We start from the raw sequence: 18,208 nt of genomic DNA, 5'->3' as shown, positions 1-18,208 counted from the left end.
CTAAAAGACCATAAGTATCATGAATCACCCACCCTCCACCACCCTGGAGGTGGTCCCCTCCCTGCGGGGAGGAATAATCACCCGCACACAGGTCTCGGTATACCTCTAGCAGGCTGCTAAAAGTTGCGGGTTGCGGCGTCTCGGTCCGGGCCAGCGCCGCAGAGCACTTCCATCCAGCTTATCATGCTGATGGCGCGGTCAGGCGTTGTGTCGATCAGGACACGAGCCAGTTCTATCCCGCGCAGGAAATCGATCAGAATGTTGGTGTCGAAGATCAGTCCGGCCATTCGGCGCGCATTCTGGCCTGATGCGCCAGACCGTCTTCGCCGTCGCGCCACAGGCCGAAGGCCTCACGCAAGCGGTCTGCGCTGTTATCCGCCAGATACTGCCGCACTGCTGCGCGGATCAGGGCGGCACGCGACTCCTTGCGATGCCTGGCCAGACGATCCCGCGATCCTAGATCGGCGCGTGGAATGTCTACAAGTGTCCGCAGCGGAAACGATATCATGACACGATATCGTTCGACAAGGCGGGATCAGCCCTGCCTGGCCGCCTTCTTCGCCTGCATGGCGGCACGAAAGCGGGCGGCCCAGCCCGTCTTCTGCGCCGGTTCGCCGCGGCCAAGGTACAGCGCATCGGCCGCCACGTCCTGCACCACCACGGAGCCCGCGCCGACGATCGCGCCGGCCCCGACCGTGACCGGCGCCACCAGCGCCGAGTTCGAGCCGATGAACGCGCCGGCCCCGACCGTCGTCTTGTACTTGAAGAAACCATCGTAGTTGCAGGTGATGGTGCCCGCGCCGATGTTGGCGTCCGCGCCGATCTCCGCGTCGCCGATGTAGGTCAGGTGGCTGACCTTCGCGCCCTCATGCAGCACCGCCGCCTTGACCTCGACGAAGTTGCCGACCTTTGCGCCGGCGCGCAGATCGGCGCCAGGACGCAGCCGGGCAAACGGGCCGACGCTGGCGCCCGCGCGACCCGGCAGCCCTCCAGGTGCGAGAAGGCGTGGATCGTCGCACCGTCCTCGATCATGACCTTCGGCCCGAACACGACGTTGGGTTCCACCACCACGTCCCGGCCGATCCTGGTGTCGTGGCTGAAAAACACGGTCTCCGGCGCGATCAGGGTGACGCCCGCCAGCATCGCCTCGGTGCGGCGCATGGCCTGGAACTGCGCCTCGAGCGCTGCCAGTTCGACCCGGCTGTTGACGCCTGCGACCTCCGCCTCGCCCGTCACCACAACGGCTGTCGGCAGGCCATCGGCGCGCGCCAGCATCACGATGTCCGGCAGATAATATTCTCCCGCCGCGTTGTCGTTGGTCACCCGGTCCAGCAGGCGGAACAGGTGCGCGGCATCGACCGCCATCAGCCCGGCATTGCACAGCCGGACCGCGCGCTCCCCGGGCGTTGCGTCCTTGAATTCGACCATGCGCGCGACTGCGCCGTCCGCATCCAGCAGAATGCGCCCGTACGCGCCGGGGTCGGCGGCCTCGAACGCCAGCACGACCGCCGCCGGGCGCGCGCCGCCAAGCGGCTGGTGCAGCCGCTCCAGCATGGCCTGCAGGGTTTCAGGCCGGACCAGCGGCACATCGCCATAGAGGATCAGCACCGGCCCGTCGAAGCCTGCCAGCGCTTCGCGCGCCGCCATGACGGCATGGCCCGTGCCCAGCTGCGGCTCCTGCAGCGCGGTCGAAACGCCGGTCCGCGCCGCCAGCGCCTGATCGAGCTGCGCCTTGCGGTCGCCGACCACGACCACCACCCGCGCGGCACCGAGCGATGCGACACTGTCCAGCACATGGTCGATCATCGGCTTGCCGGCGATCGGGTGCAGCACCTTGTGCATATCGCTTTTCATGCGGGTGCCCTTGCCTGCAGCGAGAACGATTGCGGCAAGCGGCGAGGCGGCGGACTGTGTCATGGTCATCCTGATGCTTTTGATGGCGGCCATTGCGCTTGCCCTCCATCTGCCACACAAGGCCGCAAGCCGCCAAGCCGCCAAGGAGTGCCCATGACCCCTGTGACTGTCGTCTTCGATCTTGATGGCACCCTGGTCGACACCGGGCCGGATATCGCTGCTGCGCTCAACCATTCGCTGGGCCTGCTCGGCTATCCGCCGTTCGAGCTGGATGATGTCGCCAAGCTGGTCGGCCATGGCGCACGCGCGCTGATCGAGCGCGGCCTGCAGCGCCAGGGCCTGGCTGCCAGCAGCACGGACGCCAGGGCGCTGCTCGACAAGGCGCTGCCCGAATTCATGCGCTACTACGCCGCCAACATCTGTGTGGGCTCGCAACCCTACCCCGGAGTCGTCGGCGTGCTGGACCGGCTGGCCGCCGCCGGCGCGCGCATCGGCGTGTGCACCAACAAGCCGCATGCGCTGAGCACCGGCCTGTTCGAGGCGCTCGGCTGGACTCAGCGCTTCCATGCGGTGCTGGGCGGCGACAGCCTGGCCGTGCGCAAGCCCGACCCGCAGCACCTGCTGGAGACCATCGCACAGGCCGGCGGCGACCGGACGCGGGCCGTCATGGTCGGGGATAGCACCGTCGACGTTGACGCCGCCAAGGCCGCCGGCGTGCCGGTGATCGCCGTCGCCTTCGGCTTCTCGGAGACCCCGGCCACCGACTTCGGCGCCGACGCGGTGATCGAGCATTACGACGACTTCGATACCGCGTTCGCGCGCCTGATCGGCTGACCGGGAGTGCCTCGGCTTGAAGACGACCGCCCTGAGCGAGACCAAGGAGTGAGCGGCGCGGGTGCGCAGCTGCTCGCCTATGGCCCCTATGGCGAGCCCGATCAGGCGACCGGCCCGACGCTGCGCTACACCGGCCAGCGCTACGAGGCGGAGACCGGCCTCTATTACTACAAGGCGCGCTTCTACTCGCCCTACCTCGGCCGCTTCCTGCAAACCGACCCCATCGGCTATGAAGACGGCCTCAACCTCTACGCCTATGTCGGCAACGATCCGGTGAACGGCACGGACCCGAGCGGGGAGGTTGGGCTGGTCGGGGCTGGAATTGGCTTGCTTATTGAAGGAACGTTTCAAGCTCTTAGCCCTAGTAGCCGCGCGGCTTATGGCCAAGGCTTTCGTTCTCTACTTAGAGGAGATTTATCGGGCGCTTGCGCCGCCGCTTGCGGGCAAGTGGCGCGCTTGGGCATATCGGCTGCCGCAGGTGCAGTCGGTGCAGTCGGTGCCGGCCGGGTGGCAAGTGTGGCAAGTATCGTAACACGAAACTTGCTGACTACGCCGGCGCGGCAGGTGGCGACCAATATCGGGCTCAATGTAGCGGGCAATGCCGCCATCGGCGGCGGCCTTGGGGCGGTGTCTCAAGCGGCGAGCAACCAGTTCACTGGCGATAACGGCAGTATCCGCAACGCCGCAATCGGCGGTGCCTTTGGAGGTGCGCTAGGTACAGTGGTCGGGTCAGCACTCGGTCGAAACCAAACCCTTGCCAATGCCACTGGCAATTATATCGGTGCGCTGAACGGCCGGGTTGCGGCACCGTTAAGTCAATACATCAGTCCAGAAGATATTGTGGGTGGTTTCATTGGAGGTTCTATAGATAAAACTGTCACGGATGGTCTTGGCACCTTCGGAAATGTTTCTGGAGCACAGAGGACGTCGGATGGAAAAGGAACCTGAGAAGAAGTACTACTTTAAGGGGGTAATAGCGATCCAAACTTAAAGATAGACTACGGTGGGCGTGTGAGCCCAGCGAAACACGCTTATAGGCTCGCCCGCTTATTTTTTACTAACTTTTTGTTGCATTTTAGGTGAATTACTATTTAGGATAACGATTTATTTTTTGACGGTTACCTGCCTGTTCTTAATTTTACCTTCAGCGCTCCGCTATATTTTTTCCATGGGAATTGGTTGGTTTCCGCGGTTTTGGATGCATATGTGCCCAAACGGCCGCGTTGGCTTTTGGTTGTTAACAGCCGCCATAGGATTGATAATGGCGATTTTAATTTATGTAAGCCTCGACGCGATCGATTACCCCTGGACGATGATACCAAAGAGGGCGCTAGATCGTGACTGGGTTAGCTATTTATCGACTTTGTTTCTGATAGGTTATTTTATTGGTGTGTGGATGATCCGTTATGAACTCCTTGGCCCGCGTTCTGCCGGTAGGTGATCCACGCCCCGATAGAAGTTCGGAAACGGGCTGATCCGGACGAAGGATGAGCCTGAACCAGTTGGCGGACGACGGGATAACGACAGTGCTTTCGACCTATGGCTATGACGATCTGTCGCGGCGCACGGCCTTGACCCTGGGCGGGGTTGCGACTCGGTTCGATTACCGCACAGACAACAGCCTGCTGTCCCGGCAGACGGTGGACTTTGCGGGCACGACAGGCGACGTGTCGCGCACCTATAGTTATAACCGGCTTGGCGAGATCACCCGCTTCGATCTGTCGAACCCTGCTTATCAATGGGAGGGCTACTATCCGGTCAGCGGCCGGGCCTATGCGGCGAACGAGCTGAACCAGTATCGGAGTGCGGCAAGCCGGGACTTCGGCTACGATACCAACGGCAACCTGACGCAGGACGTGCTGGTGAGTGGGCGCGGCCAGGCGGGCGAGACGCGCACCTTGCAGTGGACGTTCCGTTACACGCCGGAAAACCAGCTGATCCAGGTCCAGAATCCGGTCGCAGCAATTGACGTTGGCTATCGCTATGACGCGGTCGGGCGGCTGGCGCGCAAGGTGGTGACCGGCGGTGAGACCGTCTACCAGGTTTATGACGGCGTCGACCTGATCGCCGAGTATCTGGAAGGTGGACAGCTGCGGCGGCGCATCGTGCACGGCCCTGGGGTTGACGAGCCGATCGCCGAGGACAGCTTTGCCGGCGCGACCCCGACCCGGCGGTTCCTGCATGCCGACCATCAGGGCTCGGTCGTCGCCAGCAGCGATGCCGGCGGCACAGCCGCGCAGCAGCTTGGCTATGGCCTGTTTGGCGAGTCCGAGCAGGAGGCCGGCCCGACCCTGCGCTACACCGGCCAGCGCTACGAGCCGGAGACCGGCCTCTACTACTACAAGGCCCGCTTCTACTCGCCCTACCTCGGCCGCTTCCTGCAGGCCGACCCCATCGGCTATGAAGACGGCCTCAACCTCTACGCCTATGTCCAGAATGATCCCATCAACAACGTCGATCCGACGGGGTTATACACCGGCATCGATGATGCAGCGTTTGCCGTAGTGGGGGCCGTGATCGGCGTTGCTGTTCAAGGCGTATCGGATGTCGTGCGCGGCGAACTGAGCAGTGCGGGAACTTATACGGCTTCTGGAATCAATGGCGCAGCAACCGGACTGGGCATTCTCTATGCGCCTGCGACCTCGGGGCATCGGTGGTTGGAGCGGGTGTCGTCGGTGGCGCTGTGGGAAATGTAGTTAAACAGGCGATTGATAATCGAGGATTGAATGAAAACTTCAGCTATCGTAGTTTGGGCCAAGATACCGTTATTGGAGGTGTAGCAGCCGCCATTCCGGTTCCCGGGCTGAGGGGATCGCTGGTGTTACCGCAGGCCGCAACAGTTTGGCTGCGATTGGCCGCGCGACAGTCACCAAGCTGCGCAACGGCACCATCAACAACATCACGGGCAAGACCGCGATTAAGAGCGCCATTGGTCTCAACATCTATGATTTGCCCGGCTCTGTGGCTGGTCAGACGATATCGGATGGCGTCGATACTGGTGCTGCGGCATTGAAGAGCCGCCAGCCCGGTAAGGGTAAAATAGTGACAGCCCCCTCGGCGTGAGTTACCAAAGAGAGCTACGTGTTGTGGCGCGGCCGTATGTTGCATATTTATTTATATGGAGTTTAGCAGGTATTCCTTTAATGTATTCAATATTAATACAAGATTGGTCAATATCTCTGCATTTGCTGCCTGCTCTTGTTGTTGTATCTATTCCAATAGGGTATTTATTTTTAACTTTCTGGTTGTTTAGGATCAGGCTCAAAGATGGCATGTTAACCGACAGCGGCCTGCTGAAGTTCACCAAGCGAGCACCTCTCAAGGCAGTCAAGCGTTGGGGCTATGAGGTGGGCTGGCCTGATCAGCGTTGGCTGTGGAAGCCGGCGCTGCGGCCGTTCCGCCGGGTGGCACTCTATTATGACGACGATCAAGGCCGGCCACAGCACTTTGACATCTCGCTCAATCACTTCAGGGCGGAGGACACCTATGCGTTCATCCAGGCGATCGCCCGTGCGCGGCCTGATCTGGATTGGCCCAAGGATTTCCCCGCAAACCACCAAGACAACGCAAGCGTAAAGCGGCTAACGATGGCAGCGGTCAGCTGCGGCGGCGCATCGTGCACGGCCCGGGGTTGACGCACCGATCGTCGAGGACAGCGTCGCCGGTGACGGCACGCGGACCATCAGCGCGGAACCCGTGCCGGTTTTGCGTAGAGAAGCCGCTTGACTTCGCCCGGCAGGCATCGCTCATTGCGCAATAAAAATACACAGGAGTGCGGGATGAAGCAGCAGTCTCTGGCCCTTGCGATCGTGGTGGCGCTTGCCGCGCCGGCCCTTGCCCAGTCGCCGGTCACGACCCGGCAGATCGGCACGGCGACGCTCCAGAACGTGCCCGAAATCCCGGCGGCGGTCGATGCCGCCGTCCAGCGCTACCAGAGCTACCGCAGCGCGCAATTCCAGGACTGGCTGGCCGACGGCTCCATGCTGATCACCACCCGCTTCGGCGACACCAGCCAGCTGCACCGGGTCGCGGCACCGGGTGCCGCACGGGCGCAGCTGACCTGGTTCCCGGAGCCGGTGGCGGATGCCGTCGCCGTGCCCGGCAGCAGCCGCTTCATCCTCAGCCGGGACACCGGCGGCGACGAATGGTTCCAGCTTGAGCTGATGGAAGCCGGCAAGCCGCCGATCCGGCTGACCGAGCCGGGCACGCGCAACCTCGCCCCCGTGTTCAGCCAGGATGGCACGCTGCTGCTCTGGTCGCGCGCGACCAAGGGGCCAGCGACTACACGATCCTGGCCGCCAGCCCCAACGACCCGGCCAGCCGGCGCGAAATCTTCCGCTTCCCCGGTGCCATCAGCCCGGCGGACATCCGTGCGGACGACAGGACGGCCCTGCTGGCGCGCGGCGTCTCCAACCGCGAGACCGAGCTCTACCTGCTCGACATCGCCAGCGGCCAGTCGACGCGGATCGCGCCGAAATCCAAGCCGGCGCGCTATGAGGACCCGCAGTTCGTCAACGACGGGCGCGCGGTGCTGACCATCTCCAACCTCGACAGCGACGTGCGCCGCCTGATCGAGCTGGACATCGCGACCGGCAAGGCGACCCCGGTCACACCGCCGCTGACCTGGGACGTCGAGGCCTTCGCGCTCAGCAAGGATGGCCGTATCCTGGCCTATGCGATCAACGAGGACGGTTTCTCGCGCGTCGTGGTGCAGGACCGGATCACCCGGCGCGCCCTGCCGCAGCCGGACCTGCCCAAGGGCGTGCTGACGGCGCTGAAATTCACGGACGACGGGGCAACCCTCGCCATCGGCCTGCAGACCGCCAATTCGGCAGGCGACACCTGGGCCTGGGGCGTGACCAGCGGGCAATTGACCCGCTGGACCACCTCCGAACTCGGGCCGCTCGATCCGGCGCAGCTCGCCGAGCCGAGCCTGATCCGGTTCAAGTCGTTCGACGGGCTTGAGGTGCCGGCACTGGTCTATCGCCCGGTCCGTGTGGCAGCGGACGCCCGCACACCGGTCATCATCGACATCCACGGCGGCCCGGAAGCGCAGACCCGGCCCGGCTGGAACCCCGGCGCGCAGTATTTCGCAGACGTTCTGGGGCGACCGTGATCCTGCCCAACGTGCGCGGCAGTGATGGCTACGGCACCCGCTACCTGAACCTCGACAATGCGGAAAAGCGCGAGGACTCGGTCAAGGACATCGGCGCCCTGCTCGACTGGGTGGCGCGCCAGCCCAACCTCGATGCCCGGAAGGTCGCGGTCTACGGCCAGTCCTACGGCGGCTACATGTCGCTGGCATCCATGACCTTCTATTCGGACCGGCTGGTCGGCGGCGTCGAGCGCTACGGCATCTCCGACTTCCGCACCTTCCTTGAGCGCACCGAGGCTTACCGCCGCGACAACCGCCGTGCGGAATACGGCGACGAGCGCGACCCGAAGATGCAGCAGGTGTTCGCGCGCATCGCGCCGATCGCCAACGTCGGCAAGATCACCAAGCCGATGCTGGTGATGCAGGGCGCCAACGACCCGCGGGTGCCGCAGTTCGAGAGCGACCAGGTGGTCGAGAAGCTGCGCGCGCAGGGCCTTGCGACCTGGTACGTCGTGTTCGCGGACGAAGGCCACGGCTTCCTGAAAAGCCCAACAACGATCTGCGCCGCGCGGTCGAGACCCTGTTCCTCCAGAAACTGTTCAACCCGCAATGACCGCGCCCTTCAGCCGTCGCGGACTGCTGGCGGCCGGGGCGGCGTTCGCCATCCTGCCGGCGCGCGCCGCCGTGGCCCGGACCCTGATCACCGGTGGCCCGATCTATACCGGCGTCGGCGCGACGCGGGTCGAGGCGCTGCTGGTCGAGGGCGCGCGCATCGCGTTTGCAGGGCCGCTGGCCGAGGCGCGCAGGCGGGCAGCGAATGCCGCGCTGATCGATCTGCGCGGTGCGGCCGCCTTCCCGGGCTTCGTCGACAGCCACGTCCATCTGACCGGCGTCGGCATGCGCGAGCTGACCCTCAACCTCGCGCCGGCAACCTCGCTCGCGGACGCCATGGCGCGGCTCGGCGCCTGGGCGCAGGCAAACCCCGGCGGGATCATCAGCGGCCGCGGCTGGATCGAGACCCACTGGCCGGAGCGCCGCACGCCAACACGTGCCGACCTGGACGCCGTCGTCCCGGATCGGCCGGTCTACCTGCAGCGCGCGGACGGCCACGCCGGCGTCGCCAACAGCCGGGCGCTTGCTGCTGCCGGCATTACGGACTCAACCCCGACCCTGCCGGCGGCCGGATCGAACGCGACGCCGGGGGCTGCAACCGGCCTGCTGGTCGACAACGCCGAGCAGCTGATCGCGCCGATCCTCCCCACGCCGGACGACGCGCGGGTGCGCGAGGCGTTGCGGCGCGCCGATGCCTTGTACACAGCGCGCGGCTGGACCGGCGCGCACAACATGAGTGTCGACCGCCAGAGCCTGCGGCTGCTCGAGGCGCTGACCGCCCAGGGTGCAGCCCGCCTGCGCACCGACCATTACATGGATGTCGGCGAGGCGGAGGACGTGCTGGCGAAAGGGCCGCGCGGCGAAGCCGGCGACCGGCTGCGGCTGCGTGGCGTCAAGGTCTATGCGGACGGCGCGCTCGGCTCGCGCGGGGCGGCGCTGCTGGCCCCTACAGCGACGCACCGGCGCTGCGCGGCCTCTTCGTCACCCAGCGCGCGCAGGCGCTCGAGGTCTATGCGCGCGCCAAAGCCTCAGGGGCTCAGGTCGCAACGCACGCCATCGGCGACGCCGGCAACCGTGCGGTGCTGGACTGGTTTGCGGAAAGTCTGGGCCCCGGTAGATCGCATGCGCGCTGGCGGATCGAGCATGCCCAGGTGATCGCCCCGGATGACATTGCACGCTTTGCCGCCCAGGGGTCATCGCCTCCATGCAGCCCTCGCATGCGATCGGCGACCTGCCGTTCGTGCCAGCACGGCTTGGCCCGGAGCGGCTGCAAGGAGCCTATGCCTGGCGCAGCCTGATCGAGAGCGGCGCGACGGTGTGCGGCGGATCGGATGCGCCGGTCGAAGTCGGCGATCCGCGCATCGAATTCTATGCCGCCTGCCACCGCCACGCGCTGGACGGTACAGCGGGGTCAGACTGGGGCTGGACCAGACGCTCAGCCGCGCACAGGCGCTGGCCCTGTTCACCCGTGCTGCCGCCTATGCGGTCGGGCGGGAGGCGGAGGTCGGCACGCTGGAGCCCGGCAAGCGCGCCGACATCAGCGCCTTCAGCGCCGATTTCATGACCTGTGCGCCGGCCGACATCCTGAAAGCGCAGACGGTTCTGACCATGATCGACGGGCAGGCACTGCACCGGCTCTAACCAGCGGCACACCCTAAGCGGCCGTCCTGGAATAGGCCTCCAGCGCCGTCAGGTCCACCGCGCCAGGGGTCATCCTGCAGGTGCGCATAGACGTGCGCGAACTGCGCGAGGATCGCCGGATCCGGCGCAGCCTCGCCGCAGCGGCGCAGGTAGCGGCACAAGGCGGCGGCCCAGCGTCCAAGCGCCGGCTCGCCGAAATTGCCGGCGACGCCTGCCAGGCTATGCGCCAGCTCGAACGCCTCATGGCGCGCCGACAGATCGTGCGCCCCAGCGCGGCACCGATCTGCGCCTTGGCGGTAGACGCCCACGTCCGATAGCGTTCAAGCAGATCGGACGGGATATCCGGGGTCATGGGCGGTAGAAAACGTGCTGGCCGAGCGTGGCGGTCATTTCCATGCGATGCCGCCACTGGGGGCTACACGCTTGGCGTGGAAGAAGATCGCCTTGCCGGTGACGTCGTGCCAGGCCTCTTCTAAAGCGATAAAAGCAATGGACTTGGCGACCTGCCAGTCAGAGGTCGCCGGCGGCTGATCGGAACGACCGTCACAGGCGAAGGCAAACTGGCAGCCGGAGGCGGATTTCGTGCCGCGCTGGTGCACGACTTCGCACACCGAGGACGGAAAGCGCGGATCCTTGCTGCGGTTGAGGATAACCTGCGCCACACCGAGCTGGCCGATCAAAGGCTCACCGCGGCTCTCGAAATACACGGCCTGGGCCAGGCATTTCATCTCCTCGTCCATGCTCTCCGGTATGCGCGCGGCGGCGTCCGCGATCATGGCGCGCAGGGACGCAGCGCTGCGCAAGGCAGCTTGCTGGACCGGCGGCCCCGGCATGACATCGGTTTTCAGGCGCTCGGACGCGCGCTCGATATCGTCGTTGTTGATGGGCGTCAGCGGCAGGTGCGGTGCAAGGGAGAATTGCGTCGCGTCTGCCGACAGTTTCACAATCTGCGTTTCGGTATTTTCGGCGATGGTCTGGGTCGGCGTTTCAGCCGGCTGTGGGGACTGTGCGAAAGCGGTCAATGCAACGGAGCTGACCAAAATAGCGCACACCACGAGCGGCCGTGAAAAGCGCTTCGTCATCCATGTTACCCTAGCTGTTGATCCAAATGACGCGCACGGATTGGTCCCCGCTACGCGCCGCGAGCCTTGGTATATTCAGTCGCCTCTTAACTGCGGATTATCTCTTCGCAGCGGCACCATTGGCTCGGGCAGGATTGATTGCACATTTTGGGTCTCGATTTCAAGCACCCAAAGGTCGGGGTCCCGATCGAGGTGCCGGTTGATCTGGGTCATGGCATCCGCCTCAGACACCAGGTTTTCTCCCGAAATCGCCAGCCAGGCGCGCGCGCCGTCGGGCAGCGTCGTGGCCGAAAATATTTTGCCCGGCGCCCGGAATCCATGGCCAAAACCAGAACAGACCCCGCCGAATCGTCACCGTGGTGTAAAACTGTGGCCATCACACCGAGGCCCATGCTGCGTCGCAACACAGCCTGCACCCATGTTTTGCTGTTAAGCCGGGGACCATTGCGCCTCCCAAACCAGTCGTTAGCGCCGCCCTGCGCCCGTCAGGCCATCCAGGGCGGCGTCGGCAGGTTGCGGGCGCGAAGCCAGTCGGGGTTGAAAATCTTCGAAAGATACTGCCGGCCCGAGTCGCACAGGATGGTGACGATCCGATGTCCAGGGCCGAGATCGCGCGCCAGTTTTTCAGCGCCAGCGACATTGATGCCGGACGACAGCCCGAGGCACAGCCCCTCATGCTGCATCAGGCTGTAGACGTGGGCCAGGCCCTCCTCGTCCGTCGCCCGGTACCAGCGGTCGATCGGCACGCCTTCAAGATTGGCGGTGATGCGATTCTGGCCGATCCCTTCGGAAACCGAAGAGCCTTCCGCCCGCAGTTCCCCGCAGGCGTAGTAATTATAAAGCCCGGCCCCATCGGGTCGGTGAGGGCGATCTGCACATCTGCGTTCTGCGCCTTCAGCCCCAAGGCGACGCCGCCCAGCGTTCCACCTGAGCCGACTGCGCAGGTGAAGCCGTCCACCCTGCCATCGGCCTGCGCCCAGATCTCGACGGCCGTGGTCTTGATGTGGGCCAGGCGGTTGGCGGTATTGTCGAACTGGTTCGCCCAGACCGCATTCGGCGTCTCCTCGGCCAGCCGGCGCGAGGTGTGCACATAATGTCCGGGTTGGCGTAAGGTGCAGGCGGCACCAGCACCAGTTCCGCACCGAGCGCGCGCAGGGTGGCGATTTTCTCCTCGGACTGGGTGTTCGGCATGACGATCACGGTCTTGTAACCAAGCGCATTGCCAAGGACGGCCAGACCAATCCCCGTGTTGCCGGCCGTGCCCTCCACGATGGTGCCGCCAGGCTTCAGCAGTCCCCGCGCCTCGGCGTCGCGGATGATGAACAGCGCCGCCCGATCCTTCACCGAGCCGCCAGGATTCAGGAATTCGCATTTGCCGTAAATCTCGCAGCCGGTGGCGTCCGAGACCCGATTCAATCGGACCAGCGGCGTATTGCCGACGAGTTCGTCAATCCGGCGGGGCAGGCTTTGGGGCATTGGATACTCCTGTTATTCCGGCAATCCTTACCGGCCAAGCCGATGCTCGACAACCAGCGAGGCAGCAATGACTGATAAGCCCCAAGTGTGGACGGACTGGAACCTGTTCCTCTAAAGTGAGGCGGCTCATTTCACTGATCAGGGGCTTGTCGCATTCCTCAATCCTTCCCCGTATCGGCCTCTGGTGCCAGCGCCTGGTGACGATGGCGCTTGCCTCGACGCTGGCCGCGCTCGGCGGCTGCAACGGCGGCACGGATCCGGCCGATGCGCCCGCCCTGCGTATCGCCATCCTTGGCGAGGTCCGCTCGGACGACCCCTTGCAGGCTCAAAGCCCGGCTGAGCGCCTGATTGCCGGCGAATTGCACCTCGGGCTGCTGCGCATCGGGAGCGGCGGCCAGTTGACGCCGGGCGTCGCGGAAAGCTGGCGCGTGAGCGACGACGGCCTCAGCTACCTGTTCCGACTGAAACCCGCGAAATGGCCGGACGGCAAGGATGTCACCGGCATCGACGCAGCGGCGAGCCTGCGGCGTTCCATTCGCGACCGGCCGGACCTGCCGGCGCTCGGGGAGCTGGACGCCATCGAGGGCGCCGTGCCAGTGCGCGAGCGCCGCAAACCGCTCAGCGCGCTCGGGGTCCATGTGCTGACCCCGGATGTGATCGAAATCCGTCTCAGTCGCCCTGCGCCGGCGCTGCTGGCGCTGCTTGCCGAACCAAATCTCGCGATCACCCGGCCGATGCGCGTGAAGGGACGAGAAAACGGCCGCCTCGCGCTGGGATCGTACCGGCTGACGGCGGAGAAGACCCCGAAGTCGGACCATCCCAAGCAAATCCACTACGACCTCGCCAACCATGGTCAGCCGCGCCCGGACCAGCCCTGGAACCTGCGCATCCTGCCCTTCCAAAGCACGGAGGGCCATCCAGGCTTTTCGCAGCAATACCGTCGACGCCGTGCTCGGCGGCGCGCTGGAGGGCGTCGCCGATGCGCGCGCGATCGGCGGCGTGCAGAGCTTCCGCGCGACCCCTGCTCTCGGCGCGGTCGGCCTGACGGTCAACCTGCAGCGGCCGTTGCTCGCCGACGCCCGGGTGCGGCGCGCGCTGGCGATGGCGATCGACAGGCCCGCACTTGTCGGCCGCTTGTTCAACATGCGCGAGATGCTGCCGCTTGTGTCCCTGGTGCCGCCGACGGTCACCGGTTACGCCAGCCCGACCGCGCCGGACTGGGCCGCCTGGAGCCTGGCCCAGCGTCAGACGGAAGCGCGCCGGCTGCTGATCGAGGCCGGCTATGGCGAGGCGGCGACCGCCGCCATGTCACCGGATGACGCCGAAGCCAATGCGCTGCGCATCGAGATCAGCTTCGTCGACGGTGTCGAAGCGCGTTCCGTCATCCAGGCGGTCGCGGAAGCCTGGGCACCGCTGGGCGTTGCTGTCCGCGCGCTCGCCCGCAGCCCGGAAAGCCAGGCCGCCACGCTCAAGGCCGGAGATTTCGACATGGCGTTCGACGTGCGGGTGGAAAGCGTCGACTCGCCGCTGCCGTTCCTGCGCGTGTTCGCGTGCGGGCAAGCGCAGAATTTCGGCCGCTACTGCAACCTTGGCGCGGACGCCATGATAACGCTGGCGCAATCACTGCCGAACATCGTGCAGCGCACCGCCGAGCTGCAGAAGGCCGAGGCGGCGATGCTGAAGGACATGCCGTTCCTGCCGCTGTTCGTTCCCGCCCGCTGGAGCCTGCTGCGCGCCGAAGTCGAGGGCTGGTCGCCCAGCAGTGCCGGCGCGGTGCAGGCCTCCTCACTACGTTGGGGTGGAAAAGGCGCATAAGCATTTGAATCGAAGAGGCTGTAATTTTTGTCGCTTCGCGTCGCCGCATGAGCATTCCATTTCAAAGCGAATCTGGGTAGCCTGTCGGAAAAGGAGTGGCTTACGGGGGTACCGCTCAAGTGTATGGATGGCCATGCAGGGGACGAGCGTTGTGTTGAACGCCCGGATGGCAAAGCTTCTTCTGGCCGTCGCAGCGAGCGCGGGCCTGTCGGCATGCGGCGGATCGTCCGGCGGGTCGCCGACCGCGCCTGCCGTCACGCCTTCGGCACCTGCAACCCCGCCGCCCGCACCGCCGCCGCCCGCCAGCGCCTTCGATACAGCGGAGTACCAACGATCGAGCAGCCTTGCCGTGGTGCAGCCGATCCCCGCTTATGAAGCCGGCGCCACCGGAGACAACGTAACTATTGGCATCGTCGACTCCGGCATCGACCTCAACAACAGCGAGTTCACCGGGCGCATTGCAGCCGCCAGCCGGGATGTGTTCGGCAACCGCACCCTGCAGGACCCGGACGGGCATGGCACGCTGGTCGCCGCAATCGCCGCCGCGCCCGCAACGACATTGCCACCCATGGCGTCGCATTCGACGCCGACCTGCTCATCGCGCGCGCCGACAACAACCAGCCCTGCACCGACGACGGCTGCACCTATCTGGACGACGACATCGCTGACGGCATCGACCTTGCGACCTCGGCTGGCGCCCGCGTCGTCAACCTGTCGCTGGGCGGTTCGCCGGCCAACGCCCGCCTGACCGCCGCCGTGCGCCGGGCGACCACGGCCGGCGTGATCGTCGTCGTGTCTGCCGGCAACGATTCGAGCGGCAACCCTGACAGCCTGCCGGTCAGCCTCGCCAACGCCGCAGCGGGGACCGGGCTGGTCGTCATCGTCGGCGCCAGCGTACGGACGGCGCCTTCGCCGACTTCTCCAACGCCGCCGGCGACTATGCCTCCGTCTATCTCACGGCGCCGGGAGAGGACGTGCGGGCCACCGGCATCGGCGCGCAACAGTTCATCGTCAGCGGCACGTCCTTCGCCGCGCCGCATGTCGCCGGTGCGCTGGCGCTGCTGGCGGATGCCTTTCCGACCCTGACCTCACGCCAGCTCGTCGATCTGCTGCTGAGCTCGGCGACCGACCTCGGCAGCCCTGGTCAGGACCCGGTGTTCGGCCGTGGCGGTCTTAACATCGCGCGCGCCTTCCAGCCCCAGGGGTCGACCCGTCTGGCCGGAACGGATACCCTCGTCTCCCTCAGCCAGGCGGACATCGCCCTGGGCGGCGCACTCGGCAATGGGGCGCAGCTTGGCTCGGCGCTGCGTGACGTGGTCGTCCTCGACCGCTTCAACCGCGCATTTTCCGTCAACCTCGGGCCCAACGTCCGGGCGGTCACCAGCAAGCTGGACCTGGCGCGCCAGCTGCAGCGGCGCGCCCATATCGAAGAGCAGTGGCTTTCCTCCAGAACGGCATTGCGCCTGACCTTCTCGACCGGCGCGAGGCGACAGCCTGGCGCGCGCTCAGCCTGGCTGAGACATCCAGCATCCGCACGCCGCTGGGTGGGCAGGCGACCTTTCGTCTCGGGCAGCGCGCCGAGGTTGCGGCCGGACTCGGCGTCGCGCCGCAGGGCCTGCTCGCAGGGCTCGCGCCGCCGGCGCCGCAGCTCAACTATGTCGCCGACCAGCAGTACGATCCCTTCACGCCGAATGGCCAACGGCACCTTGAGCTTCGCGGCGACCGGCAAGATCGGCCGCAGGGCCGAAGGTTTGCGGATCGGCCTGACCGCCAGCACGGGTCAGAACCGCAACCTGCAACGCGACAGCCAGTGGGCGTTGCGCCAGGCACCGCCAAGGCCGGGCGCGTGACGGTCCGGCTCTCGCAGGCCCACGAGCGCGCCGAACTCGGCCTCTCGCTTGGCTTCGGCAAGGAGGAGCGCAGCCTGCTCGGCACCACGGCCGCCAGCAGCCTGGCACTGCCGCGCAAATCCTACAATGGTACGCTCGGTCTTGACGCCACGCTTGGACTGGTCGGCACGTGGCGATTGGCGCTTGCCGGCGAAGTCGGGATGGTCAAACCCGGCGCCGGGTCAGACATGTCGCTGGTCAGCAGCGTCGACCGGTTGACCACCAGCCGCTTCAGCGCCGGCATTATCGGCGCCGACGTGCTGAGCCGCGGCGATCGGCTGGGTATTCGGGTTTCCCAGCCGCTGCGGGTCGAGACCGGGGTCTGAACCTCAACGTCCCGGTCGGCTACGACGCCATCGACGGCATCGCGCGCTTCGAAGATCGACGCGCCAGCCTGGCGCCGACCGGGCGCGAGATCGCCATCGAGGCGGCGTACCGCCGCAGGCTGTTCGATTTCGGCACGCTGGAGGCCAGCCTGTTCCGTCGCTCCAACCCCGGGCACACCGCCGGCGAAGACAGCGACACCGGCGGCGTCATCGCATGGTCGACGCCGTTTTAGCGGGCTGATGACATCAGGTTGAGTCGCGTCGCCCCTCCCTCTGGGGAGGGGAGATGATGGCCTAGCAGGCTGGTGAAAAGTGGAATTATATAGCTCCATTTCGTCATTCCGGCCCCTAACGAGGATAAACTCCGGCCGGAATCCATGGGAGCATATATATACAACGAATATAAGGCGTTAGCCATGGACCCCGGCCTTCGCCGGGGTGACGGCTGTGCGTTTGGAGTGCTGGAAATCACTTTTCAGCAGCCTGCTAGAGCGGTTTTCGATCTGATGGAATCAGATCGGACGCTCTATGATTTTGTTTTGCCGCGATTTCTTAATCGTCAGATGATACCATCTGACTGGAAATCGCTCTATACCTCAACCTGTCCGGTTTTACGGCTGGTCCCGGCGTGTGGCCGCCAGCAGCAGGACAGCGAACAGGTTCTCGGCGTCGCAGAAGGTCTCAACAGGCTCCCAGCCGCCGGCGCGCGCCAGCAGGCTTGCTTCCTCCAATGTGAACTTGTGGCTGTTCTCGGTGTGGATCGTCTCGCCGCGGCGGAACGTGAAGCGCTGACCGCCGAGCGCCACCTCCTGGTCGCACAGGCTCTCCAGATGCATCTCGATCCGCCCGCGCCCCGCGTCGTAGCGCACGCTGTGCTGGAAGCGATCGAGCATGAAGTCCGCCCCAGCTCGCGGTTCAGGCGCGCCAGCAGGTTGAGGTTGAAAGCGGCTGTGACGCCGGCGGGATCATCGTACGCCGGGATGAGCCGTTCGAGCGGCTTCTTCAGATCGACCCCGAGCACGAACAGCGCATCATCGCCCAGCGTTTCCTGGGCACCGCGCAGCAGATCGACGGCATCGGCGGGAACGAGATTGCCGATGGTCGAGCCGGGAAAGAAACCCATGCGCGGCCCGGATGGCAAGCCTGCCGGCAGCTTGAAGGGATGGGTGAAATCCGCCTCTAAGGGCATGACGGTCAGCGCAGGCAGCGCCGCGCGCAGGCGCGCAACCTGGCCGACGAGGGCATCGCCGGAGATCTCCACCGGCACATAAGCCTTGCAGCACGGCAAAGCCTGCAGCAGCGCCTGCGACTTGCGCCCGTCGCCGCTGCCATACTCGACGACCGTGCCGACATCTTTTGCCAGTAGCGCCAGGCGCGGCGCGGCCTGCGTCAGAATGGCAAGCTCGGTCCGGGTCGGATAATATTCCGGCAATTCGGTGATCCGCACGAACAGCGCGGAGCCATGCGCATCGTAGAAATATTTGGACGGCAAGGTTTTCCGGGGCCGGGAAAGCCCCTCCAGCGCGTCGGCGAGCATCGGGTTGCCTGGCGAGGCTTTTCGCAGGGTCGTGGGAAGGCTCATAC

Annotated in this window: 17 protein-coding genes and 7 pseudogenes; 15 read left to right on the top strand and 9 right to left on the bottom strand. The window is 65.5% G+C overall.

Annotated elements, in window-relative coordinates:
- Positions 1–116: 116 nt before the first annotated feature.
- The 3 genes and pseudogenes from E6W36_RS09265 to glmU form a co-directional block, all read right to left on the bottom strand.
- Positions 117–287 carry a PIN domain-containing protein gene (locus E6W36_RS09265; RefSeq protein ID WP_222872404.1) on the bottom strand — a complete coding sequence of 57 codons (171 nt, stop codon included), beginning with the start codon at positions 285–287 and terminating at the stop codon, positions 117–119.
- Complete coding sequence (locus tag E6W36_RS09260) at positions 275–508, bottom strand: ribbon-helix-helix protein, CopG family (RefSeq protein WP_222872403.1); 234 nt, start codon at positions 506–508, stop codon at positions 275–277. The genes E6W36_RS09265 and E6W36_RS09260 overlap by 13 nt, the downstream gene beginning before the upstream one ends.
- 27 nt (positions 509–535) lie before the next feature.
- Positions 536–1,923: pseudogene (gene glmU, locus E6W36_RS09255) on the bottom strand (bifunctional UDP-N-acetylglucosamine diphosphorylase/glucosamine-1-phosphate N-acetyltransferase GlmU).
- Between the two features lie 84 nt (positions 1,924–2,007).
- On the opposite strand from glmU, the gene gph reads away from it, so the two are divergent.
- The 11 genes and pseudogenes from gph to E6W36_RS09210 all read left to right on the top strand — a co-directional run bounded on the left by gph (position 2,008) and on the right by E6W36_RS09210 (position 10,036).
- Complete coding sequence (gene gph / locus E6W36_RS09250) at positions 2,008–2,688, top strand: phosphoglycolate phosphatase (RefSeq protein WP_222872402.1); 681 nt, start codon at positions 2,008–2,010, stop codon at positions 2,686–2,688.
- A 48-nt stretch (positions 2,689–2,736) separates the two neighbouring features.
- Positions 2,737–3,636 (top strand): RHS repeat-associated core domain-containing protein, encoded by a 900-nt coding sequence (locus E6W36_RS09245; protein WP_246047464.1) that lies wholly within the window; start codon positions 2,737–2,739, stop codon positions 3,634–3,636.
- A gap of 539 nt (positions 3,637–4,175) precedes the next feature.
- Entirely contained in the window at positions 4,176–5,384 is a 1,209-nt protein-coding gene (locus tag E6W36_RS09240; RefSeq protein WP_222872400.1) for an RHS repeat-associated core domain-containing protein, read from the top strand.
- A gap of 145 nt (positions 5,385–5,529) precedes the next feature.
- Positions 5,530–5,751, top strand: a complete 222-nt coding sequence (locus E6W36_RS09235; RefSeq protein WP_222872399.1) for a hypothetical protein — start codon at positions 5,530–5,532, stop codon at positions 5,749–5,751.
- A gap of 209 nt (positions 5,752–5,960) precedes the next feature.
- Positions 5,961–6,323, top strand: a complete 363-nt coding sequence (locus tag E6W36_RS09230) for a hypothetical protein (RefSeq protein ID WP_222872398.1) — start codon at positions 5,961–5,963, stop codon at positions 6,321–6,323.
- A gap of 144 nt (positions 6,324–6,467) precedes the next feature.
- Positions 6,468–7,223: a hypothetical protein gene (locus E6W36_RS18665; RefSeq protein ID WP_246047461.1), complete on the top strand. Its 756-nt coding sequence runs from the start codon at positions 6,468–6,470 to the stop codon at positions 7,221–7,223.
- Entirely contained in the window at positions 7,217–7,804 is a 588-nt protein-coding gene (locus E6W36_RS18660) for an alpha/beta hydrolase (protein WP_246047460.1), read from the top strand. Before E6W36_RS18665 ends, E6W36_RS18660 begins: the two co-directional genes overlap by 7 nt.
- Positions 7,801–8,274: pseudogene (locus E6W36_RS18655) on the top strand (alpha/beta hydrolase family protein); the annotation flags it as partial. The gene E6W36_RS18660 and the pseudogene E6W36_RS18655, both read left to right, overlap by 4 nt.
- Before the next feature lie 118 nt (positions 8,275–8,392).
- A complete protein-coding gene (locus E6W36_RS09220; RefSeq protein ID WP_222872397.1) occupies positions 8,393–9,550 on the top strand; it encodes an amidohydrolase in 1,158 nt (385 codons plus the stop codon).
- Positions 9,445–9,731, top strand: a pseudogene (locus E6W36_RS23305) (amidohydrolase family protein); the annotation flags it as partial. The gene E6W36_RS09220 and the pseudogene E6W36_RS23305, both read left to right, overlap by 106 nt.
- Positions 9,713–10,036, top strand: a complete 324-nt coding sequence (locus tag E6W36_RS09210) for an amidohydrolase family protein (protein ID WP_222872396.1) — start codon at positions 9,713–9,715, stop codon at positions 10,034–10,036. The pseudogene E6W36_RS23305 and the gene E6W36_RS09210, both read left to right, overlap by 19 nt.
- Here E6W36_RS09210 and E6W36_RS09205 read toward each other — a convergent pair.
- The 4 genes and pseudogenes from E6W36_RS09205 to E6W36_RS09185 form a co-directional block, all read right to left on the bottom strand.
- Positions 10,033–10,344 carry an Hpt domain-containing protein gene (locus E6W36_RS09205; protein ID WP_222872395.1) on the bottom strand — a complete coding sequence of 104 codons (312 nt, stop codon included), beginning with the start codon at positions 10,342–10,344 and terminating at the stop codon, positions 10,033–10,035. The genes E6W36_RS09210 and E6W36_RS09205 overlap by 4 nt on opposite strands.
- A gap of 78 nt (positions 10,345–10,422) precedes the next feature.
- Positions 10,423–11,118 carry a cell wall hydrolase gene (locus tag E6W36_RS09200; RefSeq protein ID WP_222872394.1) on the bottom strand — a complete coding sequence of 232 codons (696 nt, stop codon included), beginning with the start codon at positions 11,116–11,118 and terminating at the stop codon, positions 10,423–10,425.
- 75 nt (positions 11,119–11,193) lie between these two features.
- Positions 11,194–11,495 (bottom strand): annotated as a pseudogene (locus E6W36_RS18650) (DUF1491 family protein).
- Between the two features lie 108 nt (positions 11,496–11,603).
- Positions 11,604–12,594, bottom strand: a pseudogene (locus E6W36_RS09185) (cysteine synthase A).
- Between the two features lie 203 nt (positions 12,595–12,797).
- Here E6W36_RS09185 and E6W36_RS23300 point away from each other — a divergent pair.
- The 4 genes and pseudogenes from E6W36_RS23300 to E6W36_RS09160 form a co-directional block, all read left to right on the top strand.
- Positions 12,798–13,262: pseudogene (locus E6W36_RS23300) on the top strand (ABC transporter substrate-binding protein); the annotation flags it as partial.
- Between the two features lie 280 nt (positions 13,263–13,542).
- Complete coding sequence (locus tag E6W36_RS09175) at positions 13,543–14,409, top strand: peptide ABC transporter substrate-binding protein (protein ID WP_246047458.1); 867 nt, start codon at positions 13,543–13,545, stop codon at positions 14,407–14,409.
- 127 nt (positions 14,410–14,536) lie between these two features.
- Positions 14,537–16,259 (top strand): annotated as a pseudogene (locus tag E6W36_RS22005) (S8 family peptidase).
- Entirely contained in the window at positions 16,220–16,624 is a 405-nt protein-coding gene (locus E6W36_RS09160) for a hypothetical protein (protein ID WP_342776634.1), read from the top strand. Before E6W36_RS22005 ends, E6W36_RS09160 begins: the two are co-directional and overlap by 40 nt.
- Positions 16,625–16,643: 19 nt before the next feature.
- Here the strand turns inward: E6W36_RS09160 and E6W36_RS09155 are convergent, their stop codons facing one another.
- Positions 16,644–16,835 carry a hypothetical protein gene (locus tag E6W36_RS09155; protein ID WP_222872388.1) on the bottom strand — a complete coding sequence of 64 codons (192 nt, stop codon included), beginning with the start codon at positions 16,833–16,835 and terminating at the stop codon, positions 16,644–16,646.
- 378 nt (positions 16,836–17,213) lie between these two features.
- Positions 17,214–18,206, bottom strand: coding sequence for an L-histidine N(alpha)-methyltransferase (locus tag E6W36_RS09150; RefSeq protein WP_425459623.1), 993 nt, complete (start codon positions 18,204–18,206; stop codon positions 17,214–17,216).
- Between the last annotated feature and the right edge of the window lie 2 nt (positions 18,207–18,208).

Source organism: Hankyongella ginsenosidimutans (assembly GCF_005144965.1).
In the GTDB taxonomy this organism is placed as follows: domain Bacteria; phylum Pseudomonadota; class Alphaproteobacteria; order Sphingomonadales; family Sphingomonadaceae; genus Hankyongella; species Hankyongella ginsenosidimutans.
Note: the sequence above shows the minus strand (reverse complement) of the source record. Positions and strands in the feature narration are given on the sequence as shown.